This window comes from Caballeronia sp. Sq4a (genome assembly GCF_023170545.1).
In the GTDB taxonomy this organism is placed as follows: domain Bacteria; phylum Pseudomonadota; class Gammaproteobacteria; order Burkholderiales; family Burkholderiaceae; genus Caballeronia.
This window is the reverse complement of sequence record NZ_CP084250.1, coordinates 2,495,438-2,513,119: the sequence shown is the minus strand read 5'-3', so window position 1 is coordinate 2,513,119 and position 17,682 is coordinate 2,495,438. Positions and strand designations below refer to the sequence as shown.

Below are 17,682 nucleotides of genomic sequence, written 5' to 3'. Positions count from 1 at the left end.
TTTTGCACGGCCCAAAGCAAAAACCCCGCGAATGCGGGGTTTTTTTCGATCGAGCGGGTCTTAGACCGGCTTGATGTTTGCAGCTTGCTTGCCCTTCGGGCCGGTCTTGACTTCGTAGCTGACCTTCTGGTTTTCCTGAAGCGTCTTGAAGCCTTCGATGCGGATTTCCGAGAAGTGCGCGAACAGATCTTCGCCGCCGCCATCCGGGGTGATGAAGCCAAAGCCCTTTGCGTCATTGAACCACTTGACGGTACCGGTTTCCATATTACTTATTCCAAAAAATTTGATGATTAAGGCCGAAGCCAGGGGTGCATGAAAATCAAGGAAGGGGCAATGGGACCAACCGGAGTACCGTGATGGCGAACTACGAAAGAACCACTTCACTCGCCACTTGAAATCCTGCAAGAAGGTTTATACGGCGAAACCATTTCGCGGTCAAATAATATCCGACCAGTCTGAAGGGATTTTTTTGAGACACGATCCGGGCGCGTTCGCCCGCGAGTTTCTCCACTGCCAGCAACCCGCCACGCCGCGCAGAAATGCTGAATTCTGCGCCACCCGGCTGCAATCGAAAGGTGCAACCGTTAAACTACGCGCCTCGTCAAGAGGGGTTGCACCAGCGTCGCCGTGTCGCCGGCATTTCATTCCGGCACCCCGGCGAATGCGGCCGCTTAGCCGTGTTCGACCTCGCGTGCGACGCGAGACATTGGAGAAGATCGTGAAGAGTTCGATACAAAGAAATATCGGGCCGTTGGCGTTGATGCTGACCGGCCTGGGATCCATCATCGGTTCGGGCTGGCTGTTCGGGGCGTGGAAAGCGTCGCAGATCGCCGGGCCGGCCGCCATCTGCGCGTGGGTGATCGGCGCGGTCGTCATTCTGGCCATCGCGCTGACGTACGCCGAACTGGGCGCCATGTTCCCGGAATCGGGCGGCATGGTGCGCTACGCGCGCTACTCGCATGGCGCGCTCGTCGGGTTCATCGCGGCGTGGGCCAACTGGATCGCCATCGTTTCGGTGATTCCCATCGAGGCCGAAGCGTCCATTCAGTACATGAGCACGTGGCCGTACGACTGGGCGCACGCGCTCTTCGTCAACGAGACGCTCACCACGAGCGGGCTCGCGCTGTCCGCGCTGCTCGTCATCATCTACTTCATGCTGAATTACTGGGGCGTGAAGGTGTTCGCGCGGGCGAACACGGCCATCACCATCTTCAAGTTCCTGATTCCCGGCGCGACCATCGCGGGCCTCATCTTCGCCGGCTTTCACTCGGAGAACTTCGGCACCACGTCGAGCTTTGCGCCCTACGGCTGGCCTGCCGTGCTGACGGCGGTTGCGACAAGCGGCATCGTGTTCAGCTTCAACGGTTTCCAGAGCCCGGTGAATCTGGCCGGCGAAGCGCGCAATCCCGCGCGCAGCGTGCCGTTCGCCGTGGTCGGGTCCATTCTGATCGCGCTCGTGATCTACGTGCTGCTTCAGATCGCGTACATCGGCGCGGTGAACCCGAGCGACGTGATGCAGGGCTGGAAGCACTTCCACTTCGCGTCGCCGTTCGCGGAACTGGCGATTGCGCTGAACCTGAACTGGCTCGCCGTGTTGCTGTACATCGACGCATTCGTGAGCCCGAGCGGCACCGGCACCACGTACATGGCGACGACCACGCGCATGATCTACGCGATGGAGCGCAACAACACGATGCCGAAGATGTTCGGCAACGTGCATCCGTTCTACGGCGTGCCGCGTCCGGCCATGTGGTTCAACCTGATCGTCGCGTTCATCTTCATGTTTTTCTTCCGCGGCTGGGGCACGCTCGCGGCGGTCATCTCGGTGGCGACGGTCATTTCATATCTCACCGGTCCGATCAGCCTGATGGCGCTGCGCCGTTCCGCGCCGGATCTCGAACGCCCGCTCAAGCTGCCGATGATGGGCGTGATCGCGCCGTTCGCGTTCGTCTGCGCGTCGCTCGTGCTGTATTGGGCGAAGTGGCCGCTGACGGGCCACATCATTCTGCTGATGGTCGTTGCCTTGCCGGTGTATTTCTACTTTCAGGGCAAGACGGGCTTTGCCGGCTGGGGCCGCGATCTGAAGGCGGCGTGGTGGCTGATCGGCTATCTGCCGTCGATGGCCGTGATGTCGCTCATCGGCAGCAAGCAGTTCGGCGGCAGCGGCCTGTTGCCGTATGGCTGGGATATGGCCGTGGTCGCCGTCATGTCGCTGCTGTATTACTACTGGGGCGTGCACACCGGTTATCGCTCGGACTACCTGGACGAGCGCGAAAGCCGCGACGACATCCTGCACGAAATCGGCGCCTAAAGCGTCACCCGCCGCATTGAAACGAAGCCCGCCTGAACAGGCGGGCTTTGTCGTTTCTAGGCCGGATCAAGCGTCCGCGAAAACGTAGTTGGTCATCGCCAGCGCGCGCTGGAAGGTGCCGAGCGACTGGATGCGCAAGTCGTAATCGTCCGCCGCCGCGCCGAGCGCGCCGAACACGGGCAGCAGATGCTCGTCGGTCGGATGCATCAGCGCGGCGTGCGGCGCGCGGGCGCGATAGTCGAGCAGCGCGTCGATGTCCCGCGCTTTCAGCCGCGACTCGAACCAGTCGGTGAACTCGACCACGCGCGGATCGGCGTCTTCCGGCCGCGCGCCGAAATCGGCCATACGCAGATTGTGCGTGATCTGCCCGGAACCGACGATCATCACGCCGTCATCACGCAGATCGCGCAGCGCCCGGCCGACGCGAAAGTGATGCGCGGCGTCGAGGCGCGGCTGGATGGAGAGTTGCGCGACCGGCACGTCGGCGTCCGGAAACATCAGCAGCAGCGGCACCCACGCGCCGTGGTCGAGTCCGTGGACCGTCGTTGCGCTCGGCACGCCGTGAGCGCCGAGCAACGCGGCGGCGCGCTCGGCGACATCCGGCGCGCCGGGCGCTGGATAGCGCAGCTCGTACAGCGCGGGCGGAAAGCCGTAGAAATCGTGGATGGTGTCGGGCCGCGCGGCGACGCTCGCCACGGGCTGCGCCGTGCCCCAATGCGCGGACAGTACGAGAATCGCGCGAGGCTTCGGCAGCGTGGCGGCGAGCGCGGCGAACTCGGCGGAAGGCATGGCCGGGTCGATCGGCAGCGTGGGCGCTCCGTGGGAGATGAAGACAGTCGGGAGTCGGCTCATGGCAGCAGCCTCGGAAGATGTGATGCCACGAATGTATAGCCAACCGCAAGGAAGATAAACGGCGGCCGAGGCAACGGATTATGTCCGCGCCGTTGGCAATCAGTCGCTTGCGCCGCCCATGCCCGACCACGCGGCCGCGCTCGGCTGCGCCATCCCGAACAGGTCGATGACGCGCGCCACGGTGTAATCGACCATTTCGTCGATGCTCGCGGGCTTGTGATAAAACGCCGGCAGCGGCGGAAAGACGATGCCGCCCATCTCGGTGACGGCCGTCATGTTGCGCAGATGCGCGAGATTGAACGGCGTTTCGCGCACGAGCAGCACGAGCCGGCGGCGCTCTTTGAGCACGACATCGGCGGCGCGGGTGACGAGATTGTCGGAGAGACCGTGCGCGATGCTCGCGAGCGTGCGCATCGAGCAGGGCGCGACGATCATGCCGTCCGTCGCGAACGAACCGGAGGCGATGCTCGCGCCGACATCGCGCACGCTATGCACGACGTCCGCGAGCGCGTTGACGGCGGCTTTGTCGAGATCGAGTTCGTGCTGGACGTTGAGCCAGCCCGCGCTCGACACGAGCAAATGCGTCTCGACGCCGCCCAGCCGGCGCAGCGTCTCGAGCAGACGCACGCCGTAGATGGCGCCCGTTGCTCCGGTAATCGCGACGATCAGCCGTCGCTTGGCGGCAGCGGGCGCACTCACTTGCGATACGGCTTTAAGCGGCGGCGAAAAGCTGCTGCAATTCGCCCGACTGATACATCTCCATCATGATGTCCGAGCCGCCGATGAACTCGCCCTTCACGTAAAGCTGCGGAATGGTCGGCCAGTTGGAAAATTCCTTGATGCCCTGGCGGATGGCGTCGTCTTCGAGGACGTTCACCGTCATGATCTGGTCGACGCCGCACGCCTTCAGCACCTGAATGGCGCGGCCCGAGAAGCCGCACATCGGGAATTGCGCGGTGCCTTTCATGAAAAGGACCACCGGATGTTGATCGACGATCTGCTTGATGCGTTCTTGCGTTTCCATGGCGTTCCTGCGCGTGAATGTCGGATGTTTCGGAAGAAGCTGATGAGTCTTGAAATGATAGCGGATTTCGCCTGGCCGGGCTTTCACTCAGGCCGGCGCGAGACCGCCGCTAATTCGTTCGATGTCCGCGAGATCGCGCAACGAACGCACGGCGGTGAAGCCGCGTTCGGACAATAACTGGCGCACGGCTTCGGCCTGATCGTAGCCGTGCTCGATCCACAGGGCGCCGGTGGGCGCGAGCAGCAAAGGCGCTGTCTCGACGATGACGCGGATCGCCGAAAGTCCGTCGGCCTCGTCGGTGAGCGCGCCGCGCGGCTCGAAGCGCAGGTCGCCTTGCGCGAGATGCGGGTCGTCACATGCGATATACGGCGGATTACTGACGATCGCGTCGAAGCGCACCGATGCATCGACGCTCGCAGTCCAGTCGCTTTCGATGAACGTGATCGCGCCGCCCGCGCGTGCCGAATCCAGCAGCCGATCGGCGTTGCGCCGGGCGACATCGAGCGCGGCGGGCGACCGATCCACGGCAAAGACGCGCGCATCGGGCCGCGCGTGGGCGATCGCGATGGCGATGGCGCCGGTTCCGGTGCCGAGATCGAGCACGCGGGCATTCGGCGTCCCGGCGATGGCATCGAGCGCCGTTTCGACGAGCAATTCGGTTTCCGGGCGCGGAATGAGCACGTCGGGCGTCACGTCGAAGTCGAGTCCGAAGAACTCGCGCTTGCCGGTCAGTTGTGCGATCGGTTCGCCCGCGCCGCGCCGCGCCGCGAGCGCTTCGAACCGCGCGACGGCCGTAGCATCGAGCGTATCCGTATCGCGCGTAATCAGCTCGGTGCGCCGCCAGCCCAGCACATGCGTCAGCAGCACGCGCGTCTCCAGCGCCGGCAGCGGCGAGGCGCGCAGCAAGTCCGCCGCGGTCGTCACTCCGCTTCCCCGAGCGCCGCGAGCAGTTCCGCCTGATGCTCGGACACGAGCGCGCCGATCAGTTCGTCCAGATCGCCGTCCATGATGTATTCGAGCTTGTAGAGCGTCAAATTGATGCGGTGATCCGTCATGCGCCCTTGCGGGAAGTTGTACGTGCGAATGCGCTCCGAGCGGTCGCCCGAACCGATCAGGCTCTTGCGCGTCGCGGCTTCCTTCGCGTGCTGCTCGTGATACTGCTTGTCCTTGATGCGCGCGGCGAGCACCTTCAGCGCGCGATCCTTGTTCTTGTGCTGCGAGCGGTCGTCCTGACATTCGACGACGATGCCCGTCGGCAAGTGCGTGACGCGCACGGCCGAATCCGTCTTGTTGATGTGCTGCCCGCCCGCGCCCGACGCGCGGAAGGTGTCGATACGCAAATCCGCAGGATTGATGACGACTTCGCTGATTTCATCGGCTTCGGGCATGACCGCGACCGTGCAGGCGGACGTGTGAATGCGCCCCTGCGTTTCGGTCGCCGGAACGCGCTGCACGCGATGCCCGCCCGATTCGAACTTGAGCCGCGAATACGCGCCTTGTCCCGCGATCCGCACGATCACTTCCTTGTAGCCGCCGAGATCGGAAACGCTTTCCGACATCGTCTCGGCGGTCCAGCGGTTGCGCTCCGCGTAGCGCAGATACATGCGCAGCAGGTCGCCGGCGAAAAGCGCCGATTCGTCGCCGCCCGTGCCCGCGCGGATTTCGATGAAGATATTGCGTTCGTCGTTCGGATCCTTCGGCAGCAGCATCGTCTGCAGATCGCTTTCGATTTTCGCCATGCGCTCGCGAGCCTCGCCGATTTCCTCTTCGGCGAAATCGCGCATCGAAGGGTCGGCGAGCAGATCCTGCGCGGTGGCTTCGTCGGTGAGCGCCTGACGCCAGAGCGCGTACTGCTCGACGATCGGGCTGATTTCCGCGTGCTCACGCGTGAGCTTGCGGTACTGGTCCATGTCGGACGTCACGTCTTCACGGCTCAGCAGTTCGTTGAGATCGACCTGCCGTTTTGCAAGCTGGTCGAGCTTGCTTTGCATGCTGGTTTTCATCGGGCGGGAATGACGCGCTCGGGCGTCAGGAAAAACTGCAATCGGAGAAGCCGCCGCGCCTAAGACGCGGAGCATTTGAGAATAGCAAAGAGACGGCCGCTAACGGCCCGACGAATCGCTGCCGGCGCCGCCGTGTCGGTAGAAGCCGCTCATCAGGTCGATGAGCTGGTCGCGCTCTTCGCGGCTCGCGCGGTTGAGCGCGTGCGTGGGGCCGTGAATGAGCTTGTTCGTGAGGGCTTGCGACAGCGCTTCGAGCACGGCGGCGGGATCGTCGCCACGCGCGAGCATCTTGCGGGCGCGTTCGACTTCGGCGCGGCGCAGCGCGTCGGCCTGCGTGTGCATGTGGCGGATGACCGGCACGATGCTGCGCGCATCCAGCCACTGCATGAAATTGGCGACACGCGTTTCGATGATCGCTTCGGCCTGCGCGACCGCCGCTTGCCGCGACGCATTGCCTTCGCGGACGATGGCGCCGAGGTCATCGACGGTATAGAGGAAGACGTCCTGCAGATTGCCGACTTCCGGCTCGATATCGCGCGGCACGGCGAGATCGACCATAAAAATGGGCCGATGCCGCCGCGCGCGCACCGCGCGCTCGACCGCGCCGAGACCGATGATAGGCAGCGTGGACGCCGTGCACGACACGATGATGTCGAACTCGTGCATGCGCGTGGGCAGTTCCGAGAGCGGAATCGCGCGGCCGTTGAAACGCTCCGCGAGCTTTTCGCCGCGTTCGGCGGTGCGGTTCGCGACGACCAGTTCGCGCGGATTCTGCGCGGCGAAGTGTGTCGCGCAAAGCTCGATCATCTCGCCCGCGCCGATGAACAGCACGCGCTGGCTCGAGATGTCTTCGAAGATGCGCTCGGCGAGACGCACGGCGGCAGCGGCCATCGACACGGACTGCGCGCCGATTTCGGTCGTCGAGCGCACTTCCTTCGCGACCGCGAACGTCCGCTGGAAAAGCTGGTTCAGATACGTGCCGAGCGCGCCCGCTTCCGACGCGGTGCGCACGGCGTCCTTCATCTGGCCGACGATCTGCGTTTCGCCGAGCACCATCGAATCCAGCCCGGACGCGACGCGAAAGGCGTGGCGCACGGCTTCCGATTGCGGCAGCGCGTAGACGTGCGGCGCGAGCTCGGAGACCGGCAGATTGTGATACTTCGACAGCCACTGGATGGCGGCGTCGCGCGCGGCGGTGTCGTCCGTCGCGCAGTAGAGTTCGGTGCGGTTGCAGGTGGACAGAATGGCCGCTTCGGGCGACGCCTTCGCGAGCGGGCCGAGCCAGACGTCCTTCAGCGCGGAAAGGGCGGGCTTGAGCTGTTCGAGCGGAAACGCCACGCGTTCGCGCAAGGCGACAGGCGCAGTGTGGTGGTTGATTCCGATCGTGAGGAGCTGCATGTAGTTATGCGTTGGCCCTAAGCCGTTGGCCTTTCAGATAGCCCAATATTATAGCGTTTTAGGAATTCGTTCATTTATAGGCGGCATTCGGGGACGGACCGCGGACGGCAGCGCGAGGCTCGCGGAAAATGTCGGCGTTATCCGGCGCGACAATCGACCGCAGTGGACGCTTACTCGAAGTATTGCGCGAGTTCGGCGGCGCGCGCTTCTAGTTCGGGAAGCGGCATGGCGTGCGTCTCTGCGGCGGCTTGGCGATTGCGCTGGGCGGCAGCGATCGCGTCCTGGCGCGACGTGGCGTCGTGATGCAGATGGAACAACGCGGCCCGCGATTCGGGAATGGAATGCCAGCGCACGCCGAGGCGCGTCGCACGCGTGAGCAGGTCGTCGTCCTCGCCGCCCCAACCGGTGAAGCGCGGATCGTAACCGCCGACGCGCATGTATTCGGACCGCTTCATCAGCACGATGGCGCCCGGCGTATTTTCGTAGAGCACTTCCATTCCGTCGGGCAAATCCGATTCCAAATATTTTTCCAGTGCCGCGTAATTCCCGGACCGAATAAAGTCGCTTCGATAATCGCCGGTGATATTAATGACGCGAAGAAATGGACATAACGCATCGCTCGCGTTTCCGTCTTTCAATGAATTGAGGCTGAGCGGCAGGTATTCCGGATTGGCGATCATATCGGCGTCGTGGAAACAGATGATATTGCCGGTGCATAAACGCGCGCCGAGATTACACAGTTTTGCTTTCGGAAAAGGTCCGTCGTCGTGAATGAAGATATGGCGGATTTTCTCGTCGCCGAAACCCGACCAGTGAAAGGTTGGCGTCGCGTCCGCTTCGATCAGATAGAGCACGTAATCGCGGTAAGTCAGGTCGAGATGGCGCAGCACGCCGCGCAGGTTCTCCCGCCGCTCCTGCGTCGCGCCGCGGTAAGTCATAATTATTTCGAGACCACCGAGAGATATCGGCTTGTTTTCACTCATGATGCTTCTAACCGTTGATGACCAATCGGCCTTGCAATTCGCACGGCCGGACTGGTTGAAAGAAATGCCGGGCGTATTGATCGATGCAAAGTCGCTGAGTTGATCGCCCTGAATGTATTTCGGAGTTTAGCACTCGCGCGTCGTTTCATTTTTAGGCATATTCGCAGAAACAAATCGCGAAATTGAATGGATATGCGGCCGTCCGAGGGCGCTTGCCTTCGCCAACCCGGCCCCCTAAACTCGTTCGCTTACGTCCGGCGCCGCGCGCCGTTTTCCATCTTTAGAGCAGTGGAGCAGCGTCCCGATGAGCTGGATCGGCTTGGTTTTTCTCGGCGCGGTTATCGGCGTGGCAGGCTGGTGGCTGCATCCGCTGCGGCGGGCGGGGCGCGTCGGTCGGGGCGCGGCAGGTCGCGTGTGGGCCGCAATCGTCGCGGGCATCATTGCCACCGTGGTTGCGCGCATGTTCGGCAATGTCATCGATATTTATCACGATGGCGAGACGCTCGAATGGTTCGCGTGCACGCTCTTCGCGCTCATCGCCGTGACGGCGACCGTCGGACTGGCCGCGCGCCGCTAAAGCTTTCGCATCTTAATTCGCCACTTTCGGCAGGTGATTCATGAACGACCGCATCGCACATTCCGCTGTTCCCGATCCTTCGACATTCGCCGCGCGCGTCGAAACGCTTCGCAGCCGAATGGCAGCGGAGCGCATCGACGCCGTTCTCATTCCGTCCGCCGATCCTCACCTTTCCGAATATCTGCCCGAGCGCTGGCAGGGCCGCCAATGGCTGTCGGGTTTCACCGGCTCGGTCGGCACGCTCGTCGTGACGAAAGACTTCGCGGGCGTCTGGGTCGATAGCCGCTATTGGACGCAGGCGGAAGCGCAACTCGCCGGCACCGGCATCTTGCTCATGAAGATGATGGGCGGGCAGCAGACCGCGCCGCACGTCGAATGGCTCGCGGAGAACGTGCCGTCGGGCGGGGTCGTCGCGGTGGATGGCGCGGTGCTCGGCGTCGCGGCGGCGCGCACGCTGGCCGATGCGCTGACGGCGCGCGGCATCACGCTTCGGACGGACGTGGACGTGCTCGAATCCGTCTGGCCCGAGCGGCCCGGCCTGCCGGATGCGCCGGTGTACGAACACGCCGCGCCGCACGCGAGCGTCGGCCGCGCCGAAAAGCTCGCGCATATCCGCGAAGCCATGCGCGGCAAGGGCGCGCAGTGGCATTTCATTTCGACGCTCGACGATCTGGCGTGGCTCTTCAATCTGCGCGGCGCGGATGTCAGCTACAACCCGGTGTTCGTCGCGCATGCGCTGGTCGGTCTGGACGACGCCACGCTTTTCGTCGCCGAAGGCAAGGTGCCCGACGCGCTGAAGGCGGCGCTCGTCCGCGACAACGTGCGCGTCGCTCCGTACGCGGACGCAATGCAGGCGCTCGCCTCGTTGCCGGCCGGCTCGACGCTGCTCATCGATCCGCGCCGCATCACGCACGGCCTGCTGGAGAAGGTGCCGTCGGCGGTGAATATCGTCGAAGCGGTGAATCCGTCGACGTTTGCGAAATCGCGCAAGACGGCGGCGGAGGCCGAGCATATTCGCGCGACGATGGAGCAGGACGGCGCGGCGCTCGCCGAATTCTTCGCGTGGTTCGAAGACGCGCTGGGCCGCGAGCGCATCACGGAGTTGACCATCGACGAGAAGCTCACGGCGGCGCGCGCACGGCGGCCGGGCTTCGTCACGTTGAGCTTCGGCACGATCGCGGGTTTCAACGCGAATGGCGCGATGCCGCATTATCGCGCGACGGAGGCGTCGCATTCCGTGATCCAAGGCAACGGACTGCTGTTGATCGATTCCGGCGGTCAGTATGTAAGCGGCACGACGGACATCACGCGCGTGGTGCCCGTGGGCGAGATCACGCCCGAGCACAAGCGCGATTTCACGACGGTACTCAAAGGCACGATTGCGCTTTCGCGCGCGCGCTTTCCGCGCGGCATTCGCTCGCCGATGCTGGATTCGATCGCCCGCGCGCCGATCTGGGAAGCGGGCGCGGACTACGGCCACGGCACGGGCCACGGCGTCGGCTACTTCCTGAACGTGCACGAAGGACCGCAAGTCATCTCGCACTACGCGCCCGCCGAGCCGTGGACGGCCATGGAAGAGGGCATGATCACGTCGATCGAGCCGGGCATCTATCGGCCGGGCAAGTGGGGCATCCGCATCGAAAACCTCGTGCTGAACCAGAGCGCGGGCAAAACCGAATTCGGCGATTTCCTCTCGTTCGAAACACTGACGCTATGCCCGATCGACACGCGCTGCATCGACATGTCGCTCATGCGCGAAGACGAACGCGCGTGGCTCAACGCGTATCACGAGACGGTGCGGCGGCGCGTGTCGCCGCATGTGGAGGGCGCGGCGAAGGCGTGGCTCCTCAAACGGACCGAGGCCATTTGATATGGGCAAAGAAACCGCGGTGATCGTGATCGACGTGCAGAACATGTTTTTCGGCGGCGCGAAGCCTGCGCATCGCGCAGCCGAGGTGATCGATGGCATCAACCGGCTGACGGCGACGGCGCGCCGGTCGGAGGCGCCGGTCTTCATCGTGCAGCACGAGAGCGACGCAAACGGCCCGCTCGCGCGTGAGAGCGACGCGTGGCAGTTGCCTTTGTCGCTCGCGCGCGAAGCGGGTGACGCGTCAATCTACAAAACGGTCGGCGATTCGTTTCAGGGCACGCCGCTCGAACAGCGTCTTCGCGAGCGCGGCATCGAAAGCGTCGTGCTGTGCGGTTACGCGACGGAGTTCTGCGTGAACGCCACCGCGCGCCGCGCCGAATTGCTCGGTTTTCGCACGGTTGTCGCGGCGGATCTGCATACGACCGCGGACAAGCCGCATCTCGACGCCGCGAAGATCGTCGAGCATCAGAACTTCGTCTGGACACATTCGTCGATGTCCGGCAACGGCGTCAGCGTTCTGCCTTCCGCCGAGATCCTGCAAAAGGAGTTCGCATGACCATCAAAGCAGTCGTGTTCGATTTCGGCGGCGTGCTGATCGACTGGAATCGGGAATATCTGTACAAGCAGTTGATCCCCGACGAAGCCGAGCGCCGCTGGTTTCTGGACAACGTCTGCAAGATGGAATGGGTCGTGCAGCAGGACGGCGGGCAAAGCATGGAAGAGGGCACGGCCGAACTCGTCGCGCAGTACCCGGAGCACGAGCCGCTGATCCGCGCGTTCTATGCGCGCTGGCACGAAATGGTGGCGGGCGTGCTGGAAGAAGGCGTGGCGCTCGTCGACCGGCTCGATGCCGCAGGCGTGCCGCTTTTCGGGCTGACGAACTGGTCGGCGGAGACGTTCCCGTACGCGTGGGAACGCTTCGACGTGCTGCGGCGCTTCAAGGAAATCGTGGTGTCGGGGCGCGTGGGGCTGGTGAAGCCCGATCCGCAGATTTTCGCGTTGATGCGCGCGGAAATCGAAAAGCATCTGCCGGCCATCCAGCCGCATGAGCTCGTTTTCATCGACGACAACGCGGCCAACGCGCAAGCCGCGACGGATCTCGGCTGGCACGGCGTGCATCACACCGGCGCGCAGGAAACGGAAGCGAAGCTGCGCGCGCTGGGCGTTCCCGTCTAACCCAATCCCGCTCCGAGCGAAGCAAACGGCGGCGCGCTACTGCCCCAGCAGGTTCTTCAGCGCGTTGCCGATTCCCTTCACCGTTTCGCCCGCGCCCTTCGCCACGCCTTCGGCGCTCACGCCGAGCGCCTTCGCGAAGCCGGCCGCGAGCTTCTTCGACAGACTCTCTGAGAGCGAGAACTTCGGATCGCGCAAATCGCCTTCGAGCACGAAATCCAGCTTGATTTCCTGCTTGCGGTCCTTCAGCGCGGCGATCGCTGCTTTCGTCGGAATGGAGAGAAAAGTGTCGAGCGGACTGTCGCCGTCGCTGATCTGCAAGTGATTCAGCGTGAGCGTTCCCGGCGCGTGGATGCGGTAATCGCGGACGTTCGCGTCGATGGTCATGTCGATGGTCCCGCCCGTCACCGCGGCCTTCGCGCCGGCTTTCTTCAGCAGGTACGGATCGAGCGTCGAAATATCGACGCTGCGCAGCATTGCGTGCGTTTGCGAATCCTTGTTCGCGATGACCATCCAGCCGCCCCACGAAATGGCGCCGGTGTGCGACGGACCTTTGATCGAGCCGTTCATCGACAGCGCGGTGCGGTCGGTCAGCGCGGGCAGATGCAAATGGTCGATGGTCGCGCGCGCGTCGCTGATCAGCACGCGATACGGCGGCTGCCGAACGGAGGCATCGAAGAACTCCATCGCGCCGCGCTCGAACGACACGCGGTCGATCAGCTTCTCTTCCTCCGCGTGTTGGGCGGCTTTGTCGCCGGGCTTCGCGTCGGCTTCGCGCGCCGTTTCCTTGAGGCCCGGCAGCACGCGCACGCGGCCATCGGCGGAACGGGCGATCGAAAGGTAATAGTTGTCGACGCTGACATCGCGCAAATGAACGCGGTTCGACAGTGCCGCGCGCATGTCCACGTCGAGCACGATGCGCTCGGCGCGTAACGCGTCGCTTGTCGGCCAGTCATGCGGGCCGCGCAGCCGCACGCGCGAGAGCGTGATGTGTCCGAAGCCGACATCGATCTCATCGACGGAACCGTTCGGCCCGAGCGTCTCGCGAATGCGCTCCTTCATTTGATGCGCGACGAAGAACCAGCCGCCGACCGCCACGACGACGAGCGCCGCGACGATTCCCATTGCCCACCGCGCTCCCCGCTGCGCGCGCCGTCCCGCCATCTGATGCGTCTCCATTTTTGGGCGTTATCGTGCCGCCAAAAACAGAAATGGCGACGGTCGCTAGACGGTCGCCATTTTCGGAGCCGATGTCGGTGCGCGCGCCCGCATTAGGCGCGCTTTGCCGCTTATCGCATGATTAGCGCGTGATCGGCTTGTACCGCAGACGCTTCGGCTTCGCGGCTTCCTCGCCCAGACGCTTGCGCTTGTCGGCCTCGTATTCCTGATAGTTGCCGTCGAAGAATTCGACGTGCGATTCGCCTTCGAACGCGAGAATGTGCGTCGCGATGCGGTCCAGGAACCAGCGGTCGTGCGAGATGACCATGACCGAGCCGGCGAATTCGAGCAGCGCGTCTTCGAGCGCGCGCAGCGTTTCGACGTCGAGGTCGTTCGACGGCTCGTCCAGCAGCAGCACGTTGCCGCCCGCGATCAGCGTCTTGGCGAGATGCAGCCGCCCGCGCTCGCCGCCCGACAAGTTGCCGACCAGCTTCTGCTGATCGCTGCCTTTGAAGTTGAACCGGCCGATATACGCACGCGACGGCGTTTCGTACTTGCCGACCGTCAGCACATCCGCGCCGCCGGAGATTTCCTCGAAGACGGTCTTGTCGGCGGCGAGCGCGTCGCGGCTCTGATCGACATAGGCCAGCTTGACGGTCGGCCCCATGATGATTTCGCCCGAATCCGGCTGCTCGCGGCCGGTCAACATGCGGAACAGCGTCGATTTACCCGCGCCGTTCGGCCCGATGATGCCGACGATCGCGCCCGCCGGAATCTTCATGCTCAGGTTGTCGATGAGCAGACGATCGCCGTACGCCTTGCTCACGTTCTTGAACTCGATGACCTCGTTGCCGAGCCGGTCGCCGACCGGAATGAAGATTTCCTGCGTCTCGTTGCGCTTCTGGTATTCCTGGCTATTGAGTTCCTCGAACCGCGCGATACGCGCCTTCGACTTCGCCTGGCGTCCCTTCGGGTTCTGGCGCACCCACTCCAGTTCCTTCTTGATGGCCTTCTGGCGCGCGGATTCGCTCGCTTCTTCCTGCTTGAGGCGCTCTTCCTTCTGATCGAGCCAGCTCGAATAGTTGCCTTTCCACGGAATGCCGTGGCCGCGGTCGAGTTCGAGAATCCATTCGGCGGCGTTGTCGAGGAAGTAGCGATCGTGCGTGACGGCGACGACGGTGCCGGGATAGCGCGTGAGGAACTGTTCGAGCCATTCGACCGATTCCGCGTCGAGGTGGTTGGTCGGCTCGTCGAGCAGCAGCATGTCGGGCTTTTGCAGCAGGAGCTTGCACAGCGCGACGCGGCGCTTTTCGCCGCCCGACAGATGTTCGATCTTCGCGTCCCACGCGGGCAGGCGCAGCGCGTCGGCGGCGACTTCGAGCTGCTGCTCGGGACTGCCGCCGTCGCTCGTCGCGAGAATGGCTTCGTACTTCGCCTGCTCGGCGGCGAGCTTGTCGAAGTCGGCGTCGGGCTCGGCGTACGCGGCGTAGATTTCGTCGAGCTTCTTTTGTGCCTGGAACACATCGCCGAGACCTTCTTCCACGGCCTGACGCACCGTTTGCTGCGGATCGAGCTGCGGCTCCTGCGGCAGATAGCCGATGTTGAGATTGGGCATCGGCTGCGCTTCGCCTTCGATGTCCTTATCGACGCCCGCCATGATCCGGATGAGCGTGGACTTGCCCGAACCGTTCAGCCCGAGCAGACCGATCTTCGCGCCGGGAAAGAACGAGAGGGAGATGTCTTTCAGAATCTGACGCTTCGGCGGCACGATCTTGCCGACGCGGTTCATGGTGAAGACGTATTGGGCCATTTGGATGGGTGCGATGTATGTGTTGATCGAAGTTGGGGCGTCGCGCACGGGGCAATCGGCGCGTGCGCGATGCTTCCTTGCTCTGTGGCGATCCGGGCGTGAACAGGTTGTGATTGTACTGCGCGGGCGTTCGTCGAGCCGGGCCACTCACGTTCCGCGTGTTGGCGGCGGTTCTCTTGTCTGACGCAATGCAGGATGATATCGGCTCGGTCATGACCCAGCTCTTGACGGACGCCTTCATCGTTCTACTTCACATGCATCACTCCAACGAACCTCTCTCGCATGATCTACCACCTCTACTCACTTTGCGCGTTTTCGAGTCGGTGGCGCGGCATTTAAGCTTTGTTCGCGCCGCTAGCGAACTTGCTGTCTCGCAAAGCGCCGTAAGCCACCAGATCCACAAGCTGGAGCACCACCTGGGCGCGTCGCTTTTCGTGCGCCGGACACGCTCTATCGAATTGACGCCCGATGGCAGCATCTACTACTCGAAGATACGTCGGGCGCTCGAATGGATCGCCGAGGGAACGCGCGAGATGCGCAATAAGCGAGAGTCGCGCGCGCTTCTGCGGGTCAGTCTGCTGTCGTCATTTGCGACGCACTGGCTGGCTCCGCGGCTAGCGGACTTCAGCGCCATGTATCCAGAGATTAATCTTCAACTACTGCCGTCGATCGAGCTGGCAAACGTAGGCGAGGGGGGGCCGGATGTCGCAATCCGTTACGGTGAGGGCGACTGGAAGAACGTCACCGCATCGCTGCTCATGGCGGAGCGCTTGTCACCGGTCTGCAGTCCGGCTTTTCTCGCGGCGCACGGGCCGTTTCTAGATGCTTCGACCATCCGGAAGGGACCGCTGCTTCTGTCCTACGCACAACGTCACTTCGAATGGGAGGCATGGAGCGTCCGCTTTGGATGTGATCTGTCAGGGGTTCCGAGAATTATGCTGCACGATTACAACATTGTGCTTGAAGCTGCTGCTTCTGGGCACGGAATTGCGATGGGCCGCCACCGCTTGATTGAAAGGCGGCTCACTGCGCGGACGCTCGTCGAAGCGGTTCCCGGTTCAGTCTACGAAGGAAGGATCGGCTATTGGCTGGTCACGGCCGAACGTTCGGCGGATGCCACGATCGAGCGATTCGTCGACTGGATAAGGCACGCCGCTGCGGCAGCCGTGCAACGTCGTGACGGATGAGTTATTTCGATAGGTAGGCCGCAAACGTTTGATTGGTCAGCGGTGTAGATGTTAGATAGGATCACTACCAGTTTGGGATTGCAAGTTCGAACCTGACATGCTCTGGAGCGAAGGCGATCGGTGTCGAAGCGCGTCGCTCAATTGCAGGTGTCTGGCCTATCAGGAGAAGTGTCGAATGTTCAAGTTAACGTTGGTGCCGCAGGACGTGGAAGTTCTGCTACCCGCGAATAGCTCGCTGACGGAACTCGAGTTCGAGTTGCATGGTCAGGACGGCATTCCGTTCGGCTGTCGCTCTGGCGCGTGCGGCGCTTGTGTCATAGAGGTGTTGAATGGTCCCGGGGCACTTGGCGCGAAGCACGGCTGCGAGGCGGAGTTCCTCGACCACCTTGGCTTCAAGGGCGAGCGTTTCCGGCTGGCTTGCCAGTGCCGGCTGATCGGTGACGTCACCATCAGCACGGCGGCGCGTCCATATGCAGAAAGCATCGAAGTCGATCAATAAAGAATCGGCCAGTTCCCACCCTGACGAGACAAGTCCGGCGTTCGATCGGCATTTCGTCAAACGTTCCAAGAGGCAAAAGCAGTGAATCGCGTAAAAAACGTTGGACTTGAGCACAGGACGCCGTTCCTGAGCGCGGCAGCATCGATAAACCTTCGCAGCGAAATCGATACGATCATTGATCGTCAGATCGAGCAGTGGTACGAGACCGTCCCGTATGCTGCGCACCTCGAAGGTAAAGCGGTAGATTCGGAGTACTACAAGCGCCATCTCATCGAGACTGCATGGCGAATTCGGCTCCTGCGTGTTTCGGAGTCGAAAGCCCTTGCAGAAATTGCCAAGTGCAGCCCGGAGGCGGCGCAAGTCTGGGCGAACTATGAACGCGAGGAAATGCTCCACGACGAGCTCTTCATACAGGATCTGGCTCGCACGGGTGTGACACGCGAGCAGTTTCTTGCAACGGAGCCGTATCTGTCCACCAAGCTGCTGACCGGCTTCTTCTCGTATCTACTGGATCACGAAGGGCCTCTTGGCGTCGTGGCCTACTCGTACCTGGTCGAATATGTCAATGTGAAGCTCGAGCCGAAGAAGATCGAGGCGCTCAAGCAATCGGTCGGCGAGGCGAATATTGGCGGGCAGGTTTCGCATTCCCATACCGACATCAACGACGATCACCCGGGTGAAGTGTGGCAAACGATCCGCCATCTGATCCGCTCCGACGCTGACGTGCAAAACCTGAAACGTTACCTCGCCGAGCACCAAGCCATCCTTGCGATGTACTTCAAGGAACTCCACGACGACAAAATCCTGGGCGAACGGCGGCAAGCCGCGTGAAGAGGC

The 17,682-nt window shown here is 62.9% G+C and carries 18 protein-coding genes; 8 read left to right on the top strand and 10 right to left on the bottom strand.

All coding sequences use genetic code 11. From position 1 onward, the window contains the following. Nucleotides 1-60 precede the first annotated feature (60 nt). Nucleotides 61-264 carry a cold-shock protein gene (locus LDZ24_RS11900; protein ID WP_007000074.1) on the bottom strand — a complete coding sequence of 68 codons (204 nt, stop codon included), beginning with the start codon at nt 262-264 and terminating at the stop codon, nt 61-63. A gap of 454 nt (nt 265-718) precedes the next feature. Between LDZ24_RS11900 and LDZ24_RS11895 the strand changes: the two genes are divergently transcribed. Beyond that, on the top strand, nt 719-2,311 hold the full coding sequence (locus LDZ24_RS11895) for an APC family permease (RefSeq protein WP_248320583.1): 1,593 nt from the start codon (nt 719-721) through the stop codon (nt 2,309-2,311). A gap of 66 nt (nt 2,312-2,377) precedes the next feature. Here LDZ24_RS11895 and LDZ24_RS11890 read toward each other — a convergent pair whose 3' ends face one another. The 7 genes from LDZ24_RS11890 to LDZ24_RS11860 all read right to left on the bottom strand — a co-directional run bounded on the left by LDZ24_RS11890 (nt 2,378) and on the right by LDZ24_RS11860 (nt 8,571). Beyond that, complete coding sequence (locus tag LDZ24_RS11890) at nt 2,378-3,163, bottom strand: class III extradiol ring-cleavage dioxygenase (RefSeq protein WP_248320582.1); 786 nt, start codon at nt 3,161-3,163, stop codon at nt 2,378-2,380. A gap of 99 nt (nt 3,164-3,262) precedes the next feature. Continuing rightward, a complete protein-coding gene (locus tag LDZ24_RS11885) occupies nt 3,263-3,862 on the bottom strand; it encodes a UbiX family flavin prenyltransferase (protein ID WP_248320581.1) in 600 nt (199 codons plus the stop codon). A 13-nt stretch (nt 3,863-3,875) separates the two neighbouring features. After that, entirely contained in the window at nt 3,876-4,187 is a 312-nt protein-coding gene (gene grxD, locus LDZ24_RS11880; protein WP_175946598.1) for a Grx4 family monothiol glutaredoxin, read from the bottom strand. Between the two features lie 87 nt (nt 4,188-4,274). After that, nucleotides 4,275-5,111, bottom strand: coding sequence for a peptide chain release factor N(5)-glutamine methyltransferase (gene prmC / locus LDZ24_RS11875; RefSeq protein ID WP_248320580.1), 837 nt, complete (start codon nt 5,109-5,111; stop codon nt 4,275-4,277). Further along, on the bottom strand, nt 5,108-6,190 hold the full coding sequence (gene prfA / locus LDZ24_RS11870; protein WP_206467097.1) for a peptide chain release factor 1: 1,083 nt from the start codon (nt 6,188-6,190) through the stop codon (nt 5,108-5,110). The genes prmC and prfA overlap by 4 nt, the downstream gene beginning before the upstream one ends. Nucleotides 6,191-6,289: 99 nt before the next feature. Then, nucleotides 6,290-7,588 carry a glutamyl-tRNA reductase gene (gene hemA / locus LDZ24_RS11865; RefSeq protein ID WP_248320579.1) on the bottom strand — a complete coding sequence of 433 codons (1,299 nt, stop codon included), beginning with the start codon at nt 7,586-7,588 and terminating at the stop codon, nt 6,290-6,292. Nucleotides 7,589-7,758: 170 nt separating this feature from the next. Then, nucleotides 7,759-8,571 (bottom strand): galactosyltransferase-related protein, encoded by an 813-nt coding sequence (locus LDZ24_RS11860; protein ID WP_248320578.1) that lies wholly within the window; start codon nt 8,569-8,571, stop codon nt 7,759-7,761. 304 nt (nt 8,572-8,875) lie between these two features. On the opposite strand from LDZ24_RS11860, the gene LDZ24_RS11855 reads away from it, so the two are divergent. The 4 genes from LDZ24_RS11855 to LDZ24_RS11840 are packed head-to-tail and all read left to right on the top strand — an operon-like array spanning nt 8,876 to nt 12,194. Then, complete coding sequence (locus LDZ24_RS11855; RefSeq protein ID WP_248320577.1) at nt 8,876-9,148, top strand: hypothetical protein; 273 nt, start codon at nt 8,876-8,878, stop codon at nt 9,146-9,148. Nucleotides 9,149-9,188: 40 nt separating this feature from the next. Further along, nucleotides 9,189-11,018 (top strand): aminopeptidase P family protein, encoded by a 1,830-nt coding sequence (locus LDZ24_RS11850; RefSeq protein ID WP_248320576.1) that lies wholly within the window; start codon nt 9,189-9,191, stop codon nt 11,016-11,018. Between the two features lies 1 nt (nt 11,019). After that, the gene (locus LDZ24_RS11845) at nt 11,020-11,574 is read left to right on the top strand and encodes a cysteine hydrolase family protein (RefSeq protein WP_248320575.1); all 555 of its coding nucleotides are present in this window, start codon (nt 11,020-11,022) and stop codon (nt 11,572-11,574) included. Then, entirely contained in the window at nt 11,571-12,194 is a 624-nt protein-coding gene (locus LDZ24_RS11840; protein WP_248320574.1) for an HAD family hydrolase, read from the top strand. The genes LDZ24_RS11845 and LDZ24_RS11840 overlap by 4 nt, the downstream gene beginning before the upstream one ends. Nucleotides 12,195-12,230: 36 nt before the next feature. On the opposite strand, the gene LDZ24_RS11835 is transcribed toward LDZ24_RS11840, so the two are convergent. Both LDZ24_RS11835 and ettA read right to left on the bottom strand, forming a co-directional pair. Then, on the bottom strand, nt 12,231-13,355 hold the full coding sequence (locus LDZ24_RS11835; protein WP_248322348.1) for a DUF748 domain-containing protein: 1,125 nt from the start codon (nt 13,353-13,355) through the stop codon (nt 12,231-12,233). A 136-nt stretch (nt 13,356-13,491) separates the two neighbouring features. Further along, nucleotides 13,492-15,159 (bottom strand): energy-dependent translational throttle protein EttA, encoded by a 1,668-nt coding sequence (gene ettA, locus LDZ24_RS11830; protein WP_206467091.1) that lies wholly within the window; start codon nt 15,157-15,159, stop codon nt 13,492-13,494. Between the two features lie 176 nt (nt 15,160-15,335). Between ettA and LDZ24_RS11825 the strand changes: the two genes are divergently transcribed. From LDZ24_RS11825 to LDZ24_RS11815, 3 genes are all read left to right on the top strand, one after another. Then, on the top strand, nt 15,336-16,346 hold the full coding sequence (locus tag LDZ24_RS11825) for a LysR substrate-binding domain-containing protein (protein WP_248320573.1): 1,011 nt from the start codon (nt 15,336-15,338) through the stop codon (nt 16,344-16,346). 175 nt (nt 16,347-16,521) lie between these two features. Continuing rightward, complete coding sequence (locus LDZ24_RS11820; RefSeq protein ID WP_248320572.1) at nt 16,522-16,845, top strand: 2Fe-2S iron-sulfur cluster-binding protein; 324 nt, start codon at nt 16,522-16,524, stop codon at nt 16,843-16,845. An 81-nt stretch (nt 16,846-16,926) separates the two neighbouring features. Beyond that, entirely contained in the window at nt 16,927-17,676 is a 750-nt protein-coding gene (locus LDZ24_RS11815; RefSeq protein ID WP_248320571.1) for a hypothetical protein, read from the top strand. Nucleotides 17,677-17,682: the final 6 nt, after the last annotated feature.